The following is a 24,813-nucleotide window of genomic DNA, read 5'->3' on the forward strand; positions in this document are numbered from 1 at the left end:
GCAATTTCATCAAAGCCTAGACAGGCTAAACTACTGATCACTTCGTTCGATAAAACCTGGCATTAGTCTTCTTCACATCCCACCAAAACCTGAGTTAAAAAATACTCCCGCACGTCATTTGGCAATACAGCTAACCATTCAGCCAAAGCGGTATTTTCATCATCACCTTCCCGGCTAAACTCCCCAACAAAACGCAGGCCATCTCGCACGGCATAGTATTCAATATTGCCGCCATCCCGCTCAATCACGCCAAAAAGCTCTATACCTTTCCCCTGCTCCACAAGCTTTTTGGCAAAGTACATCCAGGCATCGGACAGGCTATAAATCACCACGCCACCCAGTACCTCCTCGGCACCCTGCGTAGGCAGCGGTTCATTAACGAGGAGGGAATAGTCTAATTCTTCTAACGGTTCTTTAAACCCCGCTAATTGATAAAGCTCGGTCAGCGCTAACCAGCTAATACAATTGAAAGTTACCAATAGCTTGGGTAAAACCACTTTAGGATTCAGTATTAACAGCGTTCCATCAGCTTCCACAACCTAACCCCCTACTCTTCTTCCAAGGCTTCGGCGATAAAGCGCGGGAAATCTTCACCCAGCTTGTCACTATGAGCATCAAATACGTCAAAAAAGTTTTTAGCCACTGTCACTTTATAATCACGTTTTTTATCGGCCGGATCTATCAGACCATGGGCATTCCGGATTAATTGTTTCATACGGGATTTAGCCGGCCCAATACGCACTGGCAACTCAGGGGATAGTGTCTGCCTGATCTTATAATTCTTGAAATCAAATAACCGGGCGTCCAATAATGGCGGCATGGCATCCATAAAACGCGGTAGATATTCTAAATAGCTTCCAACACTGTTATTGCCCGTATCTTTTAACCAGCTCGTAAGGTTTCGCATAGCACAACTATAGGCAAAGCTTGCGTCAAGCGGGACTATCGGTTCTTTTATCGGGATCTCTATGTCTATAATTGAATCTGGGAGCCAAGTATCACCCCAAAAATTCCAAACATAATAGGCATCATCTTGAGGGTGAGCATACTCCCCAACCCTCCCCTCCAATAAAGCTTGTTGCAAGTCAGTAACCTGGTAAGGCTTTAATGGCTTGTCTTTAAAATAACTAAAGTAGTCTTTCCAGCCGGCAATCGTCTTCTTTGGATACAGCGCAAGGTTGCCAACATGATGAGGCTCAACTTTACGCCAATCAGTTTCATCAAATCCGTTATAGAAAAACGCCTTATCTTTTTGATTATAAACTTCCGCTCTTCCATCTTCCCGCTCAGAGACCTCAATTCTTTCCCACTGAGCATTTCTTTCGGTTTTAAACTGGTAATTCTCGAACATTTTAGCCTTCTAAGATAAATTCTTCAGATGCTTCTTATATTAATTCAGAGCCTACGTCTTCGAGCACCCCTTGAACGGCATCAAAACTGCAGTGGCAAACAACATTTTGGGACACCCATCAAACATAAAGTATAAACCGCCAACACCATTGACAAAAGAGCGCAAGTCCACAAAATACTGGATATTCCCCCATATCAATGCGTTTGCAGTCGATATCTCTACCGCGAAGCACCCAAATATCTCTTGGCGCAACGCCTTATTACCACTGCCTATCCCGCTATATACAGCGAGCATTCCTCTGTGGTCGGGATAGTGTATCCAGGAAAGATTTCGAGCATCGACGCAAGTGGATTGAAAATCGTATACATAGTTTGGCTAAGGTTTTTGCCCTGGATCTTGCCACCTATGCAGTAATGAGCAACCACTACCATGTGGCACTCTACATTGACAAAACTCTGCCGATAAGTTGTCTCTTTTCGAGGTGATTGATCGCTGGCAAAAATATTCAAGGCTTCTAATTTGGCCCGGCGCTATATAAACGGCCATAGTATTGAACGCTACAAGCTTAAGACACTAGATCATGTCGCTTCGATATGGCGAGAACGCTTAACAGGTGTCAGCCGGTTCATGCGCTGTTTAAACGAGCCTATCGCTTACCAAGCTAATGCTGAAGACAAGTGCACGGGTCGCTGGAGCCTTAGCCAGTAAAGCCTCCCCCAACAATCTCCCTGCAGATCATATCGCCCAACACTAACCGGGTGCCCTTAATATAAATAAATTATTTAATATAATATTAGTTAATTATACTTTTAAACAACCAGATAGAGTAAGACTCTCTAGAACGCACTCAAACAGGACAAACCCTCTCCAAACATACGTCAATCCCACTTAAAAAGAAAATATATTTTAATATAATTTTTATATAGAAAATAGACTGCAAACTTCACATTAACTTATAGCCTTAAATGCAAAATGACATTAGACTTGGACCCCATCAACCTCAGAAAAGCAACTATTCAAAATAGCAGCAAGCCACCATGATTGACCGACGACTATTCATTAAGATGAGTTCCCTTTTGTTCGGCAGCTCCTTATTCGCAAAAAAAACATTAGCCACACAGAGCTTAGCCTATAGCTCGCTTCACATGCCTGATGAAAGTGGCCAACACAAAAAAACATGGATGGCTTTTGTTGCAAACAATTACATTTGGTCACACAAGCAAATTCCTGAGGTGAAAAGAAATCTGGCATTAATTGCAAATACAATTGCCAATTATGAGCCTGTATCTATCCTGGTGAGCAGAAAGGACTTACATGAAGCGAAAACACTACTGGATTTAGATAGTTCAAATTATGAAATTGAGCTACACACTTTTGAAATCGATGACTTGTGGCTCCGTGACACTGCCCCCATCTTTGTAAGATCCAGCCATGGAGAAAAAGTCGCTTTAAACTTTAATTTCAATGGTTGGGGCAACAAACAGGAGCACTCACTAGACAAGCAAGTCGCCAAGTATATCGCTAATCGATCTGGAGCAATCCATGAGAGAGCAAATATCGTACTGGAGGGTGGATGCTTTGAGGTCGACGGCAATGGCACCGCCATAATGACTGAGAGCTGTATTCTCAATGAGAATCGCAATCCAGGATGGTCAAAGTCTGATATTGAGGAGGAACTCAAGGTACTACTCGGTTTACGGAAGATTATTTGGCTCAAAGGTATTAAGGGCAAGGATATCACAGATGGCCATACCGATTTTTATGCACGCTTTATTAAGCCAGGTGAAGTGATAGTTAGCCGAGATAATTATCAATCCTCCTATGACTATTGGGTTACTCGTGAAAACATCAAAACATTAAGCAATAGTGTCGACGCAGATGAAAACCCACTTAAACTACACATTTTGGATACGCCAGAAATTATTAACGAAAGATTTGGCACTAGAGACTTTGCCGCAGGCTATATTGGTTACTATATTTGTAACGGTGCAATAATCTCTCAAAAATTTGGTGATAAAAACGCAGACGCGAAAGCCAGAGCTATTTTACAAGGCGCCTTTCCAAATCATAATATTGAGCAAATAGCAGTTGATGGAATTGCCTCTGGTGGTGGCAGTATTCATTGTTCTACACAACAAGAAATAATTATTTAAGCATCAAGTTACCAGGCACTCTTCAAGCATAACGTATAGATCGCCAACATTATTGGTAAAGGTGCACAAATCTGCAAAACACTAATACTCGCACAGCCGATGACTCTACCGCGAAGCACCCAGATATCTCTTGATGAAACAACCTATTACCACTGCGTACCCCGCTGTGTACGACGAACATTCCTTTGCGGCCGGGATAGTGTATCTGGAAAAGATTATGATTATCGGCGTGAGTGGATTGAAAACCGTATACATAAGTTGGCTGAAGTTTTTTCCCTGGATATTGCCACCTATGCCGTAATGAGCAATCACTTCCATATGGTACTCTATATTGACAAAAAATATTCAAAGCCTCTAATTTGGCCCAACGCTATCTAAACGGTGATGCTCTTGATCCCTGCGAGCTTACGGCACTAAAAAATGTCGCTTTAATATGGCGAGAACGCTTAACGGATATCAGCTGGTTTATGCGCTGCTTAAATAAGCCTGCCGCTCGCCAAGCTAACACTGAAGACAAGTGCACAGGTCGCTTTTGAAAAGGTCGATTTAAGCTGGATCAAGGCGCTCTCGCTGCCTACATGGCCTATATCGACCTCAACTCTATCAAAATGTTACACTAGTCGTGTAACTAAGCGCTCACTAGAAAGCAATACGCCCCAGTACTCCCTCTCCATTAAACAGGTAAAGATTCAAGCATGTTAAAAGGGCTTTTACGAGTTCGCTCTCTACAATTATTTGCAGTACTTCTTAATGTGATTGTTCCTGGTGCAGGCCTAATGCTGATCGGGCGTTGGCAAGCAGCACTATTTACCCAAGCTGCGCTCATTACTCTAATCGTTACTCTATGCTGGTCTCGATGGGCCTTTGAACCCACTGGAATTGTAATATGTCTTACTCTGGCGGGACTGGTCTATTTAGCTTCTACTGGCTTGTGTCTCAGTATACCCACCTCCCCTTCAAATAGGCCTATTCGCCAGTTTTTGCACACTAGTATATTCACATTCGCTTGCCTACTCGGTCTCACTGCGGGATTTCTTTACAAAGATCGTTGGCTGGGTATACATATAAACTATGTACCGAGCATGTCCATGTACCCAACACTAAAACCGGGGCAGTTCATTGTATTGGATACCTGGATATATCAGGACAGAGCACCCCAACCAGATGACGTGGTGGTATTTCAAAGGGGAAATAAAGGTCTCAGGCTTGTCAAACGTGTAGCCCTATGGCCAGATGGCAAGCTGCAGCACGAGGGTTTATGGTATGTATTAGGCGATAATCAAGGTGCCAGCCATGATAGCCGATACTTTGGAGGGATTCACACCGAGCAGCTTGCGGGGCAGGTTAAACTAGTACTACTCACCATTGATCACCAGCATCAGTTATTGTCAGGCGACACCTTGCAGGTGGTGCGTTAGCGTACAAGATTAACTCTTTCTGGGGGGGCGGGACCAACCTCCCCCTGCTTTGACCTTGGCTCACACAGTTTTGATCTATTCTACAAACTCACACTCCTCAAACACCTCTGGCATAAGCACTTTCATTGCACTTATTTTGATATCTTTCTTAATCTGTGGATACCCCTAATCTATGCTAAGCAACATACTCTGCTTTAAGTTGAGTCAGCTGATTTTTATCCGTACACGAATAAAAACCTCTATCTTCAGCCCATTTTGAAAAACGTTTTTCCATAACGCTCAGATGCTCTTCAACCAACTCCTTCGATTGGCTACAGCCTGAATATTGAAATCGGATAATGCCATTAAAACTCGGCTCAGGAGTAAAGGGCCTATCCTGAAACCTCATCTCCATATAGTTGAAACTATAACGCTGGGCTTCATCACGAGTATAGATTTCACCAAAACGTAGAGCGTCATCCAGACTGTCGCAGGTAATCCTGATAACAAGTTCTTTCTCAGCGGCATTATCTGGCGAGTAGTCTAACTTGATATCCATGTCAGGCTTCGATTCAAACTCCAGCACCTCATCTAAATGTTGAGGGTCAACTTCCAATACTGGGCCTTGAGCGACATACTGTGTGTGAGTAACCAGAGAAAAATACTGCTTACCTGAGGCTCTATCATGGAAGTCATGGCCTCGAACATGATAACCAGAGGGCATTTCTATACGACGCAGTAAGGCTAAACTTCCTCTATCGAAAACCAGAATCACACCATCGTCATAATGACTGTAATAAATAGTAGAGTTGTCTATGTAAAGGGATGGACCAAAGAAACGATCAACAGGTACTGAGGTTTCTGTATCAATACTATTGATCAGTTCCCCATTAGCAGTGTTAATCAATAAGATCTCATTTAACGATACTACATAAAGCACACCGCCAAATAATTGATAGCTGTCCACCGCATTGGATACTTCATACTTCCATATCAAGCTGCCATCTTCATCGTTTAGCCCAACCAACACACCACCACCGAAAACACAATGACTACGACCTTTAACCAGCTGGCGAGACTCGACCTCAGGCCCTATGAAAGTGATGATTATGTTGTCAATTAGTAATGGAGTCTTGGCCTTCTTAGATGCAAAACTCGGGCTATAAGCCCAGACCTTTTGCAAAGCAGAATCACACTTAAAGAAATACTTTTCCTCAGCATCAAAGCCATATGCAAACCCATTGATCAAAACACTAGAAATAGAACGCATTTCCTTTGAAACAAAAGTCTTAGAGCAAACATCAAAAAGACCTAAACTATTTCTAAACTTTTCCGGGTAATTCAAGATAGTTGCTAAAAATTTACTCTCCTCACCAACAAAAGGGTCATAGGGGCGAACTACATCCAAAAACTCCTGTGGCAAATCTAACCTTTTCCCAGAATCATTTGAAAATATGACTTCATCAAACCTTAAATACTTTCTATACACCTCTCCATGGATCAGATAGAAATTCAAGCACGTATAATCACTCAAATATCCCTCATAAATTACTTTCCCATCGATCAACTTAAAACTTCCACCCTCGCCCGCCAAAACATACAGGGGGTCAATTGAGCTTGGGTGACAGTGGACAAAAGCCGGCTCACAGAAACTATATATCTTCACTCCTACCCCTCCGCTTTAATAATATTTTTATACTCATATATCTCAACAAACTTTTGCCCATCAGGGCCCTTACCATCCAGCGCGGCAAAAAGATCAGTAAACAAATTCTGGACATCCATTAAAGAAGAAGTATAAACCGCCAACACCATTGGCAAAAGAGTGTAAACCTACAAAATACTGGACATTCATCCAGCAAACACATACACAACCAATGACTCTACCGCGGAGCAGCCAGATATCTCTTGACGCAACACCCTATTATCACTGCGTATCCCGCTGTGTACGGCGAGCATTCCTTTGCGGTCGGGATACTGAATCCGGGAAAGACTATGAGCATCGGCGTGAGTGGATTGAAAACCGTATGCTTAATTTGGCTGAGGTTTTTGCCCTTGATATTGCTGCCTATGCCGTAATGAGCAATCACTACCATGTGGTTCTCTACATTGACAAGAAATCTGCTGATAAGTGGTCACTTTTAGAAGTGATTGATCGCTGGCAAAAACTATTCAAAGCCTCTAATTTGGCTCAGCGCTATCTTAGAGGCGATACTCTTGATCGCTGCGAGCTTAAGGCACTAGAAGATGTCGCTTCGATATGGCGAGAACGCTTAACGGATATCAGCTGGTTTATGCGCTGTTTAAATGAGTCTATCGCTCGCCAGGCCAATGCTGAAGACAAGTGTACAGGCCACTTTTGGGAGGGTCGGTTTAAGTCCCAGGCTTTGCTGGACGAAAGAGCCCTCGCCGCTTGTATGGCCTATGTAGACCTCAACCCTATCCGTGCTAATATCGCCAAAACGCCTGAGAACTCTGATTACACCTCTATCCAACGACGTATTCGTGTAGCAATCTCAGGTGAGCAGCCCAAAAGTTTGCTGCCGCTTGTGGGTGACGAGCGTCAAAATATGCCGAAGGGGCTGCCCTTTCAGTTAGAGCACTATTTGGAGTTAGTGGACTGGAGTGGCCGGCATCTAGACCCCAGAAAGCGCGGAGTTATTGCCGAAAATATCCCACCTATCCTCGAACGGCTGGGAATTTCATCTGAACACTGGCTTTATCTCAATCGAAACTTTGAAAGCCGCTTTAAAGGTTTGGTAGGGTCTGCTGAGGCCGTACGAAGCGCTTGCAATCAGCTGAATAAACGCTGGGTACACGGCATAAATGATTGTCGACGATATCTTTCTGCAACACCCTGCTAATCCCCTCCGATTCTCTCGATACTGTTTTCCATGCTTACCCATAACCGCAGTTTTTCTAAGGCCAGCATTGATCTTCAGCACTTCATCTCAACTTAACTAGCAAACAGAAAGAAACAGATACTGGGGCTAGCGCTAGCAACTCTGTTAACGCCTTTCTCCAATCTATGGGTGTCCTAAATTGATTATCATATCTTTCTGCAACACCCTGCTAGCCCCCTCCGATTCTCTCGATACTGTTTTCCATGCTTACCCATAACCGCAGTTTTTCTAAGGCCAGCATTGATCTTCAGCACTTCATCTCAACTTAACTAGCAAACAGAAAGAAACAGATACTGGGGCTAGCGCTAGCAACACTGTTAACGCCTTTCTCCAATCTATGGGTGTCCTAAATTAATTTCTTCCTAAATTGATTAATGGGTGTCCTAAATTGATTTCATCCTAAATTGATTTCTGGTCTCGATGGGTCTTTGAACCCATTGGGATTGTAATATGTCTTACTCTGGCAGGACTGGTCTATTTAGCTTCTACTGGCTTGTGTCTCAGTATACCCACCTCCCCTTCAAATAGGCTTATTCGCCAGTTTTTGCACACTAGTATATTCACATTCGCTTGCCTACTCGGTCTTACTGCGGGATTTCTTTACAAAGATCTCTGGCTGGGTATACATATAAACTATGTACCGAGCATGTCCATGTACCCAACACTAAAACCGGGGCAGTTCATTGTATTGGATACCTGGATATATCAGGACAGAGCACCCCAACCCGATGATGTGGTGGTATTTCAAAGGGGAAATAAAAGTCTCAGGCTTGTCAAACGTGTAGCCCTATGGCCAGATGGCAAGCTGCAGCACGAGGGTTTATGGTATGTATTAGGCGATAATCAAGGTGCCAGCCATGATAGCCGATACTTTGGAGGGATTCACATCGAGCAACTTGCGGGGCAGGTTAAACTAGTACTACTAACTATTGATCACCAGCATCAGTTATTGTCAGACGACACCTTGCGGGTGGTGCGTTAGCACATACGATTAACACTTTCAGGGGTTTCGGGGCCAACCTACCCTCCTTTGACCTATTCAACAAACTCACACTCTTCAAGTATTCCAAGCATAAGTGCGTTCACTGCACTTATTATGACACTTTCCTTAATCTATGGGTGTCCAGAATTTATACTCGGAGCCCCAGCGGTTTGCTAAACCTTACCGGGTAGAGGGCTTTCACCTCCAATCTTTTGCCGATTTATCTCGGCGCACTGGCTGTCCTACTCCAATGGCTAGTGCGGAATAATGGGAATTGTGCTCGTTAGAATACTATAAATTCGTTATCAGAATTCTCTATATAACCGCCTTCACCTTCTAGAACATACTCTTTAGTGCCCTCATTATCCAGCCCAATACCTCCACCCATTATTTGTACATAGATTCGATTATTTTTGATAATTGGATTTCGGTTGCAGGTTCTGCCATCGAACTCATGCCAATCGACTTCGGCCGTCTTAAGATTGATCGCACATAAACCACGCCCCAGAAAACCGCACCAGAGATGTGTTTTAGATACACTTACCTGAAATAAGTTAAGCGTATCTTTTTTGGCTTGCACCCAATCAGCATTAATAAGCCTGTCCAGTAACACATCACCAGTTTTGACTTCTATAATTTTTAGATTGCCGTTGTAAACTGAATAAATTTTACCTTCAGCATCTAAGGTCCACCTCTTACCCAAACAGTAATCTACCCTCCAAAGCAACGTGCGGGTTAGAACATCAATACAGAATAGTGGCCCATTAACTCCACCTAAAATGACCCAATCTTCAAAAGTAAAAAAATCCTGATGGGACAACTTAAGAATGCTCTCTCCAGGCAGCAGATCTAATATCGGCAACGAAATTAAGGATTCGCCCTCTAAATTCACCAGACCAATTTCTTCACTTATAGGATTAAAAAACACCAAACCCTCTTGGAAAGGCAAAACTTTGCCGAACACCTTTCCGTCCCTGTATAACTCTACTTCCAAGTCGGCCAATCCCAGCTTGACCAAATATTTTTTATTTGACTTCAAGATTAGATAGTCATCAATTCTATCAACAAAAGATAAATCGCCATCAAACTTGCATATATGCGAAATCACATTACTTTCAAAATCCCAAGAGTACAACTCTCGAGCTCCACGCCCAACGGCCTGATATATAGCACATTTATCACACGCATAAATAAATGCCACCTCAAAATTCACGCCCACTTTTAATCTAGATACTAAATCTTTAACGCCAAGCTGACTCAAGACCCCGTCACTTTCAATATTAACAAAAATCTTACTTCGAGATACGTAATTAACTATCCCGTTTATTTCCTCAATATTAATCGACATACTCGGCCTGCCTTATGATTTCACCGTTACTCAACTTTTTATACAGCTTCGCTAGCTCTATTTCCATAGCATCAGCTGCCACCTCATCATTCTTGCGCAACTCTTTAACATAAGCATATAGTCTATCATCAAGACCGTCAGGTATATCTCCATCACCTAACAGTTCCTTCATTCTATTTTCAGCCCCCTTAATATCGAGCTGTCTTGCGATCTGCCACTCAAACTCTTGCCCTGCGCGTGAAAAATAAATTGCATCATTTAAAAACTCGAGTTCTTCAGATTTAGACATGCGGTAGCTACCTGAATCCTTAGCGCTACCTTTAAACTCAAGATTCTTATCGTCCTTAACATGCGCATCTACCCTTCTAAATTTATCAACACCTGTTCCATCAGCTTTAGTGTTAATAGGATTAATTTCAGGAAAGATATCCTTCATTTTTCGCTCAAAAGCCAGAACATTGTTAAATCCAAGATTTTCAAGGCTTCTGACGGCATGTAAGGTTCCTATCGGATCGTTTTGATAACGCTGCAGTGTGGCAAACTTAGAAACAAATCCCTCATATCCTGGAATTTTTGCAGTGGCTGGTCTGTTCAAGTTGTCTAAAGCTAGCCCATTTATACCTCTAAGACCTTTCTTAAGTACATCTTCATCAAAAAACTTCACACCTTTATTCGCCCGTGAAGCAAATTTATCTAGCGGCCTTCTTAATACATGCTGATATGCTACCTGTGCCAAACCATTAAACTCTTCCACAGTCATAGTTTCTAACTTTTCACTTTTAGCCAATGAAAAAACTGCTTTTTCAACATCATGTGCATACTCACCATATTTAACAGTATCGGAGGCAATGTTAGCTAAAGCATTCAACTTACTGAAACAGTCAGGTGCGGCATATGCATTTGGAAAAAACGAGAAACTCCAACTACTAGCTATTGATGTTTCAACTGAAATCAAATCCCCTGACAATGCCGGGGCACTTAAACAAGTATCTTTTTTAGCAAATTTAATAAAAAAGACTAAGTCGTCAACACTACGGACATTACGGAAGAATGGCCCGATTAAACGCGAAGCATTATTAATCATCTTACCCATTGCCAATGCAAAGTCAGCCATATTCTCACTTGCTAAGGTACGCTGCCCATTGACGAAGAGTTTAATATTCGTCCACATATATTTAGCGGAGCTAACTAACCCCTTAGTAAGCATCGCCCCACCAATATCAACCCAGAAGGCTTTCAGTAAGCCTTTAAAACTCGTTAACGCAGCCTTCATAGGTAGTAATGCAGCGCCACCTGACGAGACCACGGCAAAGATCGTCACGCCCACACCTATCACAGCGAAGGTTAGTTCAAAGCCTTCAATCTTATCAAGCTGTCCCGTACCCAAATGATAAAGAGAGCGTATGATGATCCAGACATCATTGATAGACGTCAGCTCAAAGATAAATTGTGAAGTTTTCTTGACAGCATCAACAATTTGATCATTCAACAGCCTTTTTGCTATAACTTCTCTAACCGAGCCCCAAGTATCTTCATTAGTCAGCAGAACACCACTTTCACGTGCCTGTCTACAAGCAACTCTACGGTTACAACCACGAGGATCATGTATTGAGGCATGAGCCGAAGAAATACCCAAGAACGCCAACATCTTCTGCATAGGAGCTACTTCTTCACCCTGGCGAATGCGGTCGGGCAATGGCTGATAGAGTTTTAATTCATAGCTGCCGCCACCAGTAAGGCCAGAGTCCTCAGTTACAGTGAAGCCTACCTTTTGCCCAGCTTGTGCGGCATTACCAATCGCCTGCATCCTGACACGGCCGGTACCATCAGAACCTATCACCACATTACTTTGTGACATTGACAACAATTGGTGCTCATCTGCTACCGAGCCTAAACGTATATCATCCATATAACCACGGAAGCCAGAGCTACCAATATAAAGATCATCTCCATTATGTTGTAGCGTACCAGCGACCTCCAAAGTGTAGCGCTCATCATCCAAAGCTAACGTTAATACTCCGTCCTTTAACTGAATACCTCCTATGTACCACTCTTTCGCATCTATCGGCACCTCAGAACGCAGACTGTATGTATCCTCGTCTGTGGTTACCATAGCCTCAAGGAACATGACGCCTGTTAAATCGGTGACCAACTCTAACTTGTAGGTTGCACCATTACCGCCCACCTTTTGGATTAGGGTCTGATTATCTCCAATACTTTCTGGATAAAAGCGTACATTTAGAAACAAATCATTTTGTAGGTGCATTACGCTGACATCATCAGCTTTAAAATAACCACCGTTGAAAGCGACACTGCTACCTGAGCCTTCATAACTTTGTGACAACCCTGTGTGTTCATCCGGGATTTCTAATTCAACACTCCCAAATGACTTAGCGATGATAGAACCAGTGTTGTCTTGAATATATGGAGAGCTACTATTCTCATCTGACGGCAATAAATCTGATAGAGAGAAGCTATGAGTCTGACGGCCATTCGGGGCATAAATTGAACCAGGACTTATGCTCATAGTACGTCCAGGTTCACCATAAATAATCAAGTCAGTGCTTGTTACAAATGAATGACTCGCTTGACCTTTCAAAGTTTCAACAGTGACAATGCCATCCATCGGCGCATTCACGATTGACGGCAACTCAAGCTCCGCCACCGCCAGGTCAGATGGCGTAAAGTTCACGCTAATCTCAGAGGCAAAACCAGGAATGCTAGCACTCACAGTGGCTGAACCTGGAGCAATCGACGAATAAAGATAGACTGTTGCCGTATTCCCAGTAATGGCCGTACTGTATGCAGACAGGCTGCCATCAGTACTTGTCCAACTAACAGGTATGCCCTCTAGCTCTGTTGAGCCTGTGATAGTGGCTGTTAAGGTGATAAATTGTTCACCACCACTTTGAACCGACGATTGACTAGCACTTAATTGAATTGTTAATGGGGTCTTGGTTACTTCAATATAACCTGTAGCATCGCCGGAGGTTATATCCACCGATGCGGTACTGGCCTGTTCATCTACAATGTAAAGTGCAGTAACGACGCCTTCAGCATCTGTTTCACTAACAACATTCTTTAACTCAGCACTGTCATCCAATGACCAGCTTACTGGTGTCCCTTCTAAAACAAGGTTGCCAAATTGATCACGTAAAGTTGCTGATAACTCTATTTGAGATACGGTGTCTGCAGGGACAGTTGCAGCTTCTTCTCCAATTTGTGGAGAAGTAGTCATTGATTTAGGCTCTCCTGGTAGCGTTTTATAGGGACCAAACGACCATTTGGCACCTTGCTGATAGGATTTACTGCTAGAACGAAGTACGTCAACTTCAATCATCACCAGCGTGTCAGCTTCGGTGCCGAGCTTGAGAACATTGCTGTGAATAGCAGAAGCCTCTGAAGTTGTTGACTTCTCCATTGCTGTACTTTGCGTCCCATTTGCACGCCAGCGTAGCGTTAGTTCTTCGTCGTCTTCCAGCAACGGGAAGAACACAGAGAAATCCATCGTTTCTTCATCAACGCTGATTTCTAAAGTATCGATAAGTGGAATGGCATCAACACCAAAAGCATACTCCCAAAGCACATTAGCCGAATCATTATTAGAGTAAAGCCGAATACTTAAGAAGTCCTCCGGGTCGAGAGCAGCAAAATGCTCAAGATTAGTAAACACAATATTGGCATTACTATCGAGAGTCGCCTCGATCTCCTCCTCACCAAAGGCAAATACCAATTGCTGGCCAGAACCCAAAAATGGCATCGCTTCAAATTGCTGCTCTACCATGCTGTAGGCAAGTCTCACGATATCATCGCTACTCGCAATCGTAGGCGTTTCCTCAGGGAGGATATCAATCGCATCGTTGGTTTCTTCATCAGCGATACGATAAATATTTTCCATTTCCAGGTCGTATAAACTGAACTGCATCTCCGGGCGATAGAACCACTGATAAATAGGCTCCTGCTCGTAGAGCGTACTGTTATCGACATTTTCATCGCGCTTTAATTTGCGGTATTCGTTGTACTGACGAATAGTGGAATCTTCATCCAAAAGCGGCACAAGGAAAGGCACATAATGTTTGGGCCGGTACATTAATGGCCCGTCTTCTGCAGCACCAGTAGTACTAAAGTCAGGGTTTTCGTTTTCCGGCTCGCCATTGATCTGAACATAAAAATGCTCTGAGGAGGCGTAGTCCCCTTTTAAGCGCACAGTTTGTAAATGCTGGCCGGGTTTAATGGGGAACTGGGCCAACTGGCCGCCGTCGGTGGATACTGTTTTGTTGCCAGTAATTTTTGCTAATCGGCCAGTGTAGCCATATTCACCCAACTCTTCGGGTAACGGTGATCCATCGTGATCAAACCACTCGGTCGTTATCGTGATAATAGTATCGCTGGTGGTGGCAGCGCCTTCGTAGCCAATAAGGTATTCATTCTCATCACCCTTTGTCAGGCCTGCATCAACAGTGTATTGCCGCTCTGCTTTTACTTTTAGATTGGGCGGGCGCATTACAAGCTGATCGATATCGATAGAAATCAATCCCGGCTGGCTGTAATCCATAAAAGCGGTGTCTACACGGCCGATATATCCGGTTTTGCGGTTTATCGCGATAATGGAAATCGGTTCTTCCGGGCGCAGATGGTCTGCTTCGCGGGCGTGCAGCGCTGGATTCATATCTGCACGGCTTTGGAATTCACTGAAGTTTAAATACAATGACGATAATAGTGCTGGGCCGTTTCTAGTTTTTGGGCCGCGCACCAGCATTTGATAGAATATTTTTTCTTCATCGGTATCCACGCCGTCATTGCTGCGAATCGCAAACTCATTGTCACGAAGGCCGCGCCGGTGAGTGATCAGCATACCGTTGGACTGACGGAATACATAGAGATCGGTATCTTTATAATCTTCTTCGGAAATGGTTTCCAAAAGGCCTTGGTGATTGTAATCCTGCTCTCGATCAGCCAGGCGCACAAAATCCGGCTGACTGCCCTCATCGGTTACCGGCAGATCCGGATTGTTATTACCGGAGCTTAAATAAACACCTTGTAAAGAACCTTCATCATCGCGAACGAAGCGTTCCTCGGTCGTATAACTGCCCTGCCCATCGGGTACCTGTATCTCTTCAAGTTTACCCAGGACGCTGCGGTCAGGTTCATCATCACCGTCGAAATCATAATTTTCCTGAACAACTTTTTTCAGTTCCGGCTCTTCGAACTCATAGGCCGTGCTAGCGCCGATAGGTACTGGCTCCCCTTCAGTGTTAATAGTGCCCGGAGCCGGATTAGCCAGATACCCCTGCCCTGACAACATAGCCGTATCCACTAAAAAATTTGTTCTGGTGTTTGGGAAAACTGAGCGACCTATGCTGTAACCATTGCAGGCATCATAACTTGGTGCCACCATATGAAAGTTGTTATGGCGGGCCGAGCGAGGATTGAACATCCGATAACGCATCTTTGCGTAAATAGGCACGGTATAATCAAAATAAAAACCCGGGCACGGCACCAATAAAAAGACAGTGTGATAAAAGCCGTCTTCATCCGTCACACCATAACCGTGGATATTTCCCGCAGGGATTTCAATTGTTACATTCGGAATACCGCTGTAGACCTCGTTATCCTTCAAGGATTTAGACCAGTAAAAACCATCTTCATCACCTTTAAAGTAACCAGACTTAAACCCGATGGTACCCTCCGCCTGATCCAGTACACGGCCTTCTTTGCTGATAAGCAGTGAATTTATCTCTTCTGGTACATCTTGTGGGTCAGACAAATCAACAGGTGCTTCAAACAACACCGGACTGATATTTTCAATCAGGATTTGATCTTGATGCCGCACCAATACTGACAGGGTAGACTCCTGTAGCTGGGGCACATTGCTTAGAGGCTTTCCATCACGCGTAGTAAACTGCATGGACTGATAGGCATCACGACTGAGTACATAGGCACCACGTGCAATCGTCTCCCCGTAGTCTTCATCCACTTTATTGAAGTTTTTAACAATATCGCGGTAGCGGTACCCCGACATCAGGCTCGCATCGAGGTACTTACCCGAGGCCTCGGCGATCTCCCGTGCCTCCTCCCCTGCCTCATCAAACTCCACGTAAGTCGGATAGCCATTGTCAGTGAGAATCACAGATCGAGCCATCACATGGCCCGAACGCCAACGTACAACATCGAAGCCACCCAGAGCCCAATAGGGATTGAGCCCGAAAAAACCATGGGCGCTGGGCATACACCCCAGGCTAAACACGAGGGTTAACAATGCAAAATACCATTTGCTTTGCGATTTCTTTACTCTAAGCATGCGATCACTTCCTGCAAACACTGCTCTACTTGCTCCTGTTAACTCTCGGTTCTCTAATATGCCGTTACTCGCATTCCCTTGAAAATCATCTCTCGTTTCAGGGGAAGGCAAGTACCAACCGGTGTATGGGGTTAAAACCATTTAAATCACTGGTAAATTGACTGCGTCGGTTTTTTCTTTCTCTGTTAAACAACAACCGACGAGCATTTCGTCGACGTTGGGCTCAAGGATGCCACTGGACGCAAAATGGCAGTAAATTTCTTGAGCCTCAACCCCTACAGGAAATCATGGCCTGTAGGGGTTAAGCGTGAAATCGACGCAGCAATCACAGGCCTGATTCCTGGGATACACCACCACCTTGTGAATCATCTGTCTGCAGCAGTGTGGCCAATACGGTGTAGCTGATCTCTCCGTCGGCATACCTTTGCAGCTTGTCCTGTGCCGAGTCCGGCACGAGGACATAGGCCAGGTAGTCAAGCACGGGGACATCTATGGGCGCGAGGCTTTCGATGGTTTTATTATTGATTTGACCGACACCCACAGGAATCATCATGTCCTGATCGGCTTCTTTCGCCATCAACAACACAAGTTTTCCATTCTCCGGCAAATAGTCATAGCTGCCATTGAGTGAGGGCGCTTTGAAACTGAGCCCCAGAGCTCCCTCCGTGGTAATGCCCTGAGGCTGCAGGCCAAAGGCCCAGTTAGGTTGCAGGCCGCCAATGGCTGGCAAGGTCAAATCCTGAGCCCGTAGCATGTTCACATGCACGCTACCCTCCTCCGCGCCACTTGGGAACCTGATAGAACTGTTGGTTAAGTCTATGGTCAGTTCTCCGTTCGCCAATACTGCCGAACTGCCGCTGACAAGATTCTGAAATGGCATCGATTTGTTGAGTGCAGCAAGTTTAATCACCCCTGCACTGTTTAGCTCGCCATTGGCAACATTGACCTGCCTGCTAATTTCACCAAAACGACGATCCGCTAGATTAGGGTTAATACTCAATCGATAGAGCCCGCCCTTTATGGCATTAGTAGCGTTATCACCGTAGCCAAAGCTGAAAGCCCCCTCACTGTCAGTAACAGTATCGCGGTTTAGTTCATCGATACGGACCTTCACATTTTCAACCGGTTGACTAAATTGATCGAAAACCATGCCCTCAATCATGGTGGGCAGAGGCCTGATCTGGAACTGGAACTGATTGATTTTTTCCTCTTCGTCCCGTCCGTAAATATCTACACCGCGGTACTTTACTTCTACCTGTACTTGGCCGTCATAGGCAAAGTCTCGCTCAGGGTAAAACGCATAGATATTATCGCCGGGCAGCTGGGATAGCCCACCAGGTACGATTGACTGTTGGCGGTGGACTTCTTGAAGAACGGACCCTTTGGCCATAAGGAAATTAGTTCCCAAAGGATCATTATTGACATAGGTTTTCCCGTGAGCCGTTTCTGTCACGGTTAGTGTCATTTTTTCAGGGTTAAAACCTTTATTGAAATAGAGAATAACAGGTTCGTTAGGCTCTATACCGGTAGCCAAATTAACCGGCTCTGTGCGTAACAGCTCGAGCGGTGCGGTATAACGGTTTTCAACTACAAAGGCCCGATTGGCAAAGCTCATAGATTCAAGCTCTTCAAATCCAGAAGAAACAAAGAGCTGTAAAACATAGTTTGCAGAATCTGCGGGTATTTCAATTTCACCAGTGACCACGCCATTATCGTGCAGGGTCATATAAGTCACATCATTCCAGATTATAGTGACTACGGGCTCTGTAATTTCATCCTCATCCATTTCCGAAACTTTGCGCACACGACCGAACACATAGGGATTATCAGGAAGATTTTTTACACGCGCCAGAATCTGCAGATCATAGTGTGTATCATCTACTAAAAACTCACTATTGATACGAGGAGCGATTATATCAATCTCTGTATCACGCATAGGCTTTAAAAGATAGTTTTTAACCGAGATATTGCCTGCCTGATCAAATGCCTTGACTTCGATGGGCGTTAAATCACCCTGACTTTGTGTGGAAAGGTCTATTATCGCCTGGAAGATAAATTGATTTTCCTGTTCACCGGGATAAACATCTACTACCTGACCGTTAACAGTTAATGTTGAGAAGTTGGTATCAGTTACCAAACCTGCCAATTCGAAAGGGTTATCAAAAACCCTCCAATAACCGTCTTCCGTCAAACTGGTTTCAATGACCGGTGGCTGGTCATCAAAATAGTAGGTGTTAGATTCAGTCAAGCTTTGTCCATTCAAGGACTGTGCTTCAATCACTACATCCACAGAAGGCTGACCGGAGAAATCGATTAGATTGCTGAAGTTAACATAGGTCGAGCCTTCATAGATGGACACAGGTTGCCCATTGATACTCACATTAGTCAGAGGGTAATCGGCACTGACCGTACCGGCGACCATAAAGGAGTCGCTGCTAATAAACGCACCTGGGGTGGGGCTCAGAGACTCCAGCACTGGTGGATTGAGCACACCGTCTTTTTCATATCGCAGTGTAAAAGCAAGTTCAGATTGTTCACCCCCGGCACTGGCCACGAAGCTAAACTTATTATCACCCTCTACCAGGCTTACATCGGTAAGGGCAAAACTGTAACGTCCCTGTGCTTCCTCTATCAGACCGATCGATTGGCCGTTGACCAGCAAAGAGGTCTCCGCCAGGCTCAATACGGTAGTCAGTTCCCCTGTCAGGTTCACCTGATCAACATTGACGATCTGTCCATTGATATGGCTTGAGACTAAAATAACCGGACGATTGACATTCGCTCGCTGTACAACAAGCACCGCATAATCCGTGTTATCAACGATGTCCGTTGCACTCACCTTCACTCGGTTTTCGTCGAACTCGATAGGTACACTAGCGCTAAAGCTTCCATCCTGATCAACAAAAACACTGAAGCTCTGCCCTGGATGACGGTCAGTAGAAACCACCATTGATTGCACACCTTGAGCATCACTTACTGTGCCAGTGACAGTAATTAAATCCTCCGCAGTCACCAACGGATTATCTCCATTAATCACAACAGAAGGAGATTGATCATCCCATAAGAATTCAAGGCTAACCGCTGCTTGCTGTTGAATATTTCCACTGATAGCACTACCAATAATCTGCCAAGTACTTGTCTTTGTCGGCTTAGGCAGAGTAACCGTAAAATTCTGTCCGTCTACATCAGCGGCTATTTCCTGGGTATCCAGAACAGCCTTAATCGTCACAATACCCAAGGCGTTTTCGAAACTACCTTCAACTACAATTGAGGGAGGAGCATTTGGTCCGCTAAGTATTTGGTACAGCCCCTCACCAACTTCTTGCATATTTGTTAATGCCATCGCCAGGGCATTAGGCATAGTAATGGTTTCACGTGCCGTGTTTGGTCCGTCGTGTGTAACCGTTATAGAGTTAATGGGATTCGTGAAGTCCTGACGAGTTCGGACCACGTAATCATAAGAGCTACCCAGCTGCACCGAATCATCAAAGTACGTTTTATCTGTAGTAACAATTAACTCGCTTAGTTCCCCGCCGGAGAGTCCACGCAAAACCACAAATTCTCCGCTATGGGGGGAGCTCCATGTCAGGCGCACTCCAGAAGGCTCTTGCACTGCGCTGAAAGAATCCACTGTGTTACTGTTATAGGCAATAAACACCGCACTGTTATCTGACGGCTCACTAGTAATACCTGAAGCCGTTTGGTTAACCGCAATATACTCATACGCTTTGCCATTAAGTACCGAGGAATCGGTGTATTCAGTTGCAGTGGCAGGCAAGCTCGTAAGCGTCGTATAAGTATTACTGCCGTATTCCCGTCGCATTAACTCGATGCTGTCTACATTGCTATTGACGATATCCAATGCTGTCCAGTCAATAACAATAGCCTCATCGGCTACCTGGGCATTCAGGTTTATCAGCTTCTCCAACTCAGTACGATTAGGATCACTGGGGTAAGCATCCAGTACATCAATTACACCATCTTCATCGGAGTCAAGCCCAAGTATATTAGTGATCGGTTGGCGAGAACCACCGTCGATATCAAAGGTGAAACTCATTGATGGACTAGAGTATTCAGCAAGCATTTCGACTTCAAAAGGATATTCACCAAGCGCCCAGTAGCTGGTATGCCGAGCGCCACCTATGGTTGTTTGACTAAGCCCAGTAATACTAAATAATTGTGTATTAGCGTTGTTTTTAGTCACAATCATACGCATCGCAGCATTAAATACTTCGGCATACATGGTGTAATAACCAGCTTCAGTAATATGCAAAGTGCCCCTGTAAGTGATGCCATAGTTAGCACTACTTACATCTGGAGCCGGGATTAAATCCAGGCTATTCATCTTGCCGAGATCTAACGGCACCAAAGAAGCAAAGTTCGGGAAAGGGATGAAGCTACCTTCGTAATACTTATAATCTACCGCACCGCTTTGGGGGACTGATACATTATCGGCGGTAGTGACCATGGCAGTTTCAGTGTTGCTTAAAATTTCGTAAGCACTGCCAGAACTGCCATCAATCATTTTTTGAGCGTTAAATACCTGGTAATTGATATTGGAATTAGCCGCAGCTTCCGTATCAAGAAAAGTATTTTCAGTACTGGCTAAAGTGGCAATCGTTGAATAAGCCCCACCATCGACGGAACGAGCAATTACAAACCGGCTTTCTGAATCAATATTAGTTGCGCTCCAGCTTAAATTCACGCCGTTTTGACCGCTTATTCCAGCAAGGTTGCTAACACTCGGAAAACTTGCCGGAATAGTAACCGCAATAGTTACTCCCGTAGATACACTGCTGCCGTCGACTGTCTTGGACTCGATATAATAGCTATAGGTATTACCCTGTATTACTGAGGTGTCCGTATAAACCGAAACTCCACGATCAACATTATCTAGCTGGCTATAGTCTATAAAATCGTTGGCGGGGATACCGCTGAAAATATTGTAGGAGTCCACTAAGGTATCGTTAGCTGGAACTACTACCCATAACAATTCGACAGAACCATCGCTGAGCTTAGCACTCAGGTTCGTCACTGACTCCAATTCCGAGCGCGATGGATCGTTGGGATAGACATCTGCATTATCGCCCACATTGTCATTATCTGAGTCTGTGGTTTCATTAGGGTCATTAGGGAAATCATCATCTACATCCGGCACCCCGTCATTGTCAGAATCAAGGTCGGGGTCGGGGTCGGGGTCGGGGTCGGGGTCGGGGTCGGGTTCAGATGACTCTTTAAATAGCAAATCTGCCAGGGGTTTAGTGCCCGAGGGAGTGATCACCTGAATATCAATAGAGGGGGTCCCAGTGAATTTATGAAAATCTATACTAAAAGGGTAAGTTCCGGAACCAATTGATATAACTTTACTCGTATGAACTTCGGTCCCACCTGATTGTGTATACTTAAAATCTAAATTGTTACCAGCCCAAACTTCTTCATCTGTAGCACCCTCGTAAGTTGTCACAATCTGGTAATTACCAGCCTCAGTAAGGGAAAGGTGTCCCTGATAGCGAATGCCGAACTCGTCGGCAGTAGCACCCGTTGGAACTTCAATAGTAGTAAGATCACCACTAGCATTAGGGGTTAAAGTACTTAAATTCGGTAGATATGGGGGGGTCGATATATATTCAAAGTACTGATATTTAACACCGGGAAACTCATCTTCATAAAAGGTGAGATCATCCAATGACGCCTCGCTGTGCCCACCATTAATAGTGGAGTAAACCAACTTGATATCACCATTACCCACATTATCTAAGAATTCAATAGTGAGATCTAAGTTAGCTGGATACCTTGTATAAGCATCGGAATAAATAGCGTGTAATGTATTTACATCTGTGTCTTCAACAACTACAGAGTGATCATAATTCAATAGAGAAACCCGAGCCTTTCCCCTCACCCCAATCTGAAAGTAATAGGCATCAGATGTATCAACTATCACCTCTGTTTTGAAATGGTAAGCATAGCCCTGTGTCACTTCTCTCGATGACAGCGATAAACCATTAAGTGTCCCCGCTTTTTTTGGAACCAATGTGGATAAGTCAGGAATGTCAGTGAAGCTTCCTTCATGGTATTCGTACCTATATTTTGCTGCCTCAGCATCAAGCGCTAGCGCCGAGGCAAACATACAACAAAGTAACCCCAACAACATTCCTATTTGTCTATTACGACGCATGAACGTATCCACAAAAACACCCTAAAGAAAAATAATCCGGGCCACAGCCGACCAGGTTGTTATATCCGTTATTGATTTTGTTCGCCGGCCGATGGTTGATATTGAATCTCCATCTCTGCCATGGCTTCCTCGGCCGCTTTTTTAATAGCCTTGCGAAGTTGTACGGGGGCTAATTGTTTTCTTATTTCACTTCTAACCTGCGCGAGGGGCTTAGGTTTGCTTGTAACCACTTCAGTGACCCTCACGACTGCAGGGGCTTTGCGCATAAAAAAGACTTTGGATACATCCCCCTCAGAAAGTGGGTTGATCACGCGCTCAAACTCCGCTGCCATAGTGCCCTGTACAAAGGCACCCGCCGAATAGGCTACCGGGAGTTTCTTCGCCTCCAATAGCTTGGCAAAAGCCTGCCAATCCTGGGTTTCTACTTCACTGTTTGCGGCGAGTGTGAGCTGGGCCATAATGCGGGTGCGCTCGGCACTGCTGATATTGCCTTTGGCTCTCAGAATTTCGTAACGCTTTTGGACCTTAGCACCATATTGATCCTGGTTATCCTGATAGTAGGCCTCCACCATTGCCTCGGTGACAGGCTCGGGAGCAACGTTTTCTTCCAGATATTTCTTCGCCAGCAGTTCATCCCGGTAAGCTGCCACTTGATGATCCAAGGTGACTAACTCTTGTTCGCTGAGTTCTCTTTCTTTAGCAAGCCCGAGAGCTTTGGACATCACCAGGCTTTCAAGTATTTTTTCACGTGCCTTTTCGTCTATTTGAAATAGCCCGGCACTGCCGGTGGTACGTTCAACCGCTAAATCCAGATCAAGCTCAGTAATAGAGTGACCTTCCACACTGACCAAGACATCAGGATTTGCGGTGCTGGAATTTTCCACTTTGGCTTTTTCTGCTTCACCGCCACATCCTGCCAGCAAGCTCAACGAAAGCGCTGAGGCAATTACCGTTTTATTCATCACACTTCTACTCATTTCTGCGCAACAGGGACAGCTTTTAACAGTCGCTCTATTTCAGCGTCTTTGGCGTTTTTGCGCAGCTGGTAACGAATATCGCCTTTAACCTTGTTAAAATGGCTTTTAATGACAGCCGGACCTTCATCTAGCCGAACCAGATGGTAACCAAATTGTGTCATCACCGGCTCACTGGTCTGTCCCGCTTTTAAAACCTCAAAGGCTTGTTTGGCAAACTCAGGGCCAATAGCGCCCTCAGAAATCCAGCCCAGGCTTCCCGCCCGCTTCTTAGAAATTGCATCTTCGGAGTATTTTTCCACCAGAGACTCAAAGCTCTCTCCGCTCTCCAATTCACTGTGAATTTGGTGGGCAAGTGTGTACTTAGCCTGGCGTTCCTGCTCTGTAGCCTGCCCTTTTACGCGGACCAGAATATGAGATACTTTTACTTTTTTACTCTCATATTTTTCAGCATTGGCCGTGTAGTAATTACCCACTGCCTCTTCACTGACCTGCTCGTTGAGGTACTCCTCAAAATACCTACCCATTAATAGATCTTTGCGAGACTCATTCAGCTCTGCATTTATCTTTTGCATATTCAGGTTGTTTTTTCCTGCCGCCGCATGCTGCTCAATGGCCTGTGCCAATGCTTCGCGACGTAAAAACTCTTCCTTGTGACGCTCCACGACATCTGTGCGGTTCTTATCTACTCTTTTTAAGGTCAGGTAATCATCAAATTGCTGTTGAGTAATTTTTTTATCTCCCACAGTCGCAATTACGACTTCGGAGTCACCTTGGCCACAACTTGCAGTTGCTATAACCAATGCAAGCAATGCACATTTTTTAAGCGTCATACCCCAGACATGTCTATTCATTCTCTTACTCCATACTCTATCTACTAAGCCACCGCACGACTTAACAAACAGTCACGCTAGCCAATTTTTTTTAATTACGTTTTTTTCACGTATAAAAACGGATGGCAGAAACTTCATTTTGGCGGGCAGTGTAAAGTCATAGCGTGAATAATCAACACGCAATACATAATTGCTGATTTAATGCACTTATTGTTTTTAAAAACACCTATTACCCCGCGGTACTTGGGACTATTTTACAAATCTATTGCCCTATAGTTACTGTAACGTCCATATATATCCGTATCGTCTCCACATGCCAGATCCAGTTAATTTTTAATCCCCTCTTCCTTGAGGGCTAAATCATATTGAGAACTCAATTATTAAAATTGTTCTGCC

General features: G+C 44.5%; 13 protein-coding genes. 5 read left to right on the top strand and 8 right to left on the bottom strand.

Going from position 1 to position 24,813, the window contains the following annotated elements; genetic code table 11:
- Positions 1-62 precede the first annotated feature (62 nt).
- On the bottom strand, positions 63-536 hold the full coding sequence (locus tag ACJJII_RS20265) for a hypothetical protein (RefSeq protein ID WP_444917508.1): 474 nt from the start codon (positions 534-536) through the stop codon (positions 63-65).
- Between the two features lie 11 nt (positions 537-547).
- Entirely contained in the window at positions 548-1,351 is an 804-nt protein-coding gene (locus tag ACJJII_RS20270) for a hypothetical protein (protein WP_444917509.1), read from the bottom strand.
- Positions 1,352-2,388: 1,037 nt separating this feature from the next.
- Between ACJJII_RS20270 and ACJJII_RS20275 the strand changes: the two genes are divergently transcribed.
- The 3 genes from ACJJII_RS20275 (at position 2,389) to ACJJII_RS20285 (ending at position 4,922) form a co-directional block, all read left to right on the top strand.
- A complete protein-coding gene (locus ACJJII_RS20275) occupies positions 2,389-3,504 on the top strand; it encodes an agmatine deiminase family protein (RefSeq protein WP_444917510.1) in 1,116 nt (371 codons plus the stop codon).
- 99 nt (positions 3,505-3,603) lie between these two features.
- Positions 3,604-3,882, top strand: a complete 279-nt coding sequence (locus tag ACJJII_RS20280; RefSeq protein WP_444917511.1) for a hypothetical protein — start codon at positions 3,604-3,606, stop codon at positions 3,880-3,882.
- Between the two features lie 398 nt (positions 3,883-4,280).
- A complete protein-coding gene (locus ACJJII_RS20285) occupies positions 4,281-4,922 on the top strand; it encodes a S26 family signal peptidase (RefSeq protein ID WP_444919289.1) in 642 nt (213 codons plus the stop codon).
- A gap of 175 nt (positions 4,923-5,097) precedes the next feature.
- Here the strand turns inward: ACJJII_RS20285 and ACJJII_RS20290 are convergent, their stop codons facing one another.
- Positions 5,098-6,567 (bottom strand): YncE family protein, encoded by a 1,470-nt coding sequence (locus ACJJII_RS20290; RefSeq protein WP_444917512.1) that lies wholly within the window; start codon positions 6,565-6,567, stop codon positions 5,098-5,100.
- A gap of 211 nt (positions 6,568-6,778) precedes the next feature.
- Between ACJJII_RS20290 and ACJJII_RS20295 the strand changes: the two genes are divergently transcribed.
- Together ACJJII_RS20295 and ACJJII_RS20300 are read left to right on the top strand one after the other, a co-directional pair.
- Positions 6,779-7,765, top strand: a complete 987-nt coding sequence (locus ACJJII_RS20295; RefSeq protein WP_444917513.1) for a transposase — start codon at positions 6,779-6,781, stop codon at positions 7,763-7,765.
- 583 nt (positions 7,766-8,348) lie between these two features.
- A complete protein-coding gene (locus ACJJII_RS20300; protein ID WP_444917514.1) occupies positions 8,349-8,786 on the top strand; it encodes a S26 family signal peptidase in 438 nt (145 codons plus the stop codon).
- A 283-nt stretch (positions 8,787-9,069) separates the two neighbouring features.
- Here the strand turns inward: ACJJII_RS20300 and ACJJII_RS20305 are convergent, their stop codons facing one another.
- The 5 genes from ACJJII_RS20305 to ACJJII_RS20325 all read right to left on the bottom strand — a co-directional run bounded on the left by ACJJII_RS20305 (position 9,070) and on the right by ACJJII_RS20325 (position 24,438).
- A complete protein-coding gene (locus ACJJII_RS20305; protein WP_444917515.1) occupies positions 9,070-10,134 on the bottom strand; it encodes a hypothetical protein in 1,065 nt (354 codons plus the stop codon).
- Entirely contained in the window at positions 10,124-16,576 is a 6,453-nt protein-coding gene (locus tag ACJJII_RS20310) for an Ig-like domain-containing protein (protein ID WP_444917516.1), read from the bottom strand. Before ACJJII_RS20310 ends, ACJJII_RS20305 begins: the two co-directional genes overlap by 11 nt.
- A 184-nt stretch (positions 16,577-16,760) precedes the next feature.
- On the bottom strand, positions 16,761-22,610 hold the full coding sequence (locus ACJJII_RS20315) for a fibronectin type III domain-containing protein (protein ID WP_444917517.1): 5,850 nt from the start codon (positions 22,608-22,610) through the stop codon (positions 16,761-16,763).
- Between the two features lie 68 nt (positions 22,611-22,678).
- Positions 22,679-23,572 carry a peptidylprolyl isomerase gene (locus ACJJII_RS20320; protein ID WP_444917518.1) on the bottom strand — a complete coding sequence of 298 codons (894 nt, stop codon included), beginning with the start codon at positions 23,570-23,572 and terminating at the stop codon, positions 22,679-22,681.
- 11 nt (positions 23,573-23,583) lie between these two features.
- Complete coding sequence (locus ACJJII_RS20325; protein ID WP_444917519.1) at positions 23,584-24,438, bottom strand: peptidylprolyl isomerase; 855 nt, start codon at positions 24,436-24,438, stop codon at positions 23,584-23,586.
- Between the last annotated feature and the right edge of the window lie 375 nt (positions 24,439-24,813).

It is taken from the genome of Microbulbifer maximicatervae (SeqCode), from assembly GCF_052467825.1.